The following is a 796-nucleotide window of genomic DNA, read 5'->3' on the forward strand; positions in this document are numbered from 1 at the left end:
CTGAGGCGCGAAGGCGTGGGGAGCAAACGGGATTAGATACCCCGGTAGTCCACGCAGTAAACGATGTCTATTAGAATTTTGTGGCTATATGCTGTGGGATTCAAAGCTAACGCATTAAATAGACCGCCTGGGGAGTACGGCCGCAAGGTTAAAACTCAAATGAATTGACGGGGGCCCGCACAAGCGGTGGAGCATGTGGTTTAATTCGATGCAACGCGAAGAACCTTACCATCCCTTGACATCCAGAGAATCTGTTAGAGATAGTAGAGTGCCTTCGGGAACTCTGAGACAGGTGCTGCATGGCTGTCGTCAGCTCGTGTTGTGAAATGTTGGGTTAAGTCCCGCAACGAGCGCAACCCTTATCCTTATTTGCCAGCGGGTTATGCCGGGAACTCTAGGGACACTGCCGGTGATAAACCGGAGGAAGGTGGGGACGACGTCAAGTCATCATGGCCCTTACGGGATGGGCTACACACGTGCTACAATGGCAAATACAAAGGGCAGCTAACCAGCGATGGTATGCGAATCTCCTAAAGTTTGTCGTAGTCCGGATCGGAGTCTGCAACTCGACTCCGTGAAGTTGGAATCGCTAGTAATCGTGGATCAGAATGCCACGGTGAATACGTTCCCGGGCCTTGTACACACCGCCCGTCACACCATGGGAGTGGGCTGCACCAGAAGTCATTAGCTTAACCTTCGGGATGGCGATGACCACGGTGTGGTTCATGACTGGGGTGAAGTCGTAACAAGGTAGCCCTAGGGGAACCTGGGGCTGGATCACCTCCTTACGTAAAGA

The 796-nt window shown here is 52.6% G+C and carries 1 rRNA gene; it reads left to right on the forward strand.

Annotation, left to right across the window (positions count from 1 at the left end):
* Window positions 1-788, forward strand: a 16S ribosomal RNA gene (locus E2R67_RS16405); the annotation flags it as partial.
* Window positions 789-796: the final 8 nt, after the last annotated feature.

The organism is Psychromonas algicola, from assembly GCF_004378355.1.
Taxonomy (GTDB): Bacteria; Pseudomonadota; Gammaproteobacteria; order Enterobacterales; family Psychromonadaceae; genus Psychromonas.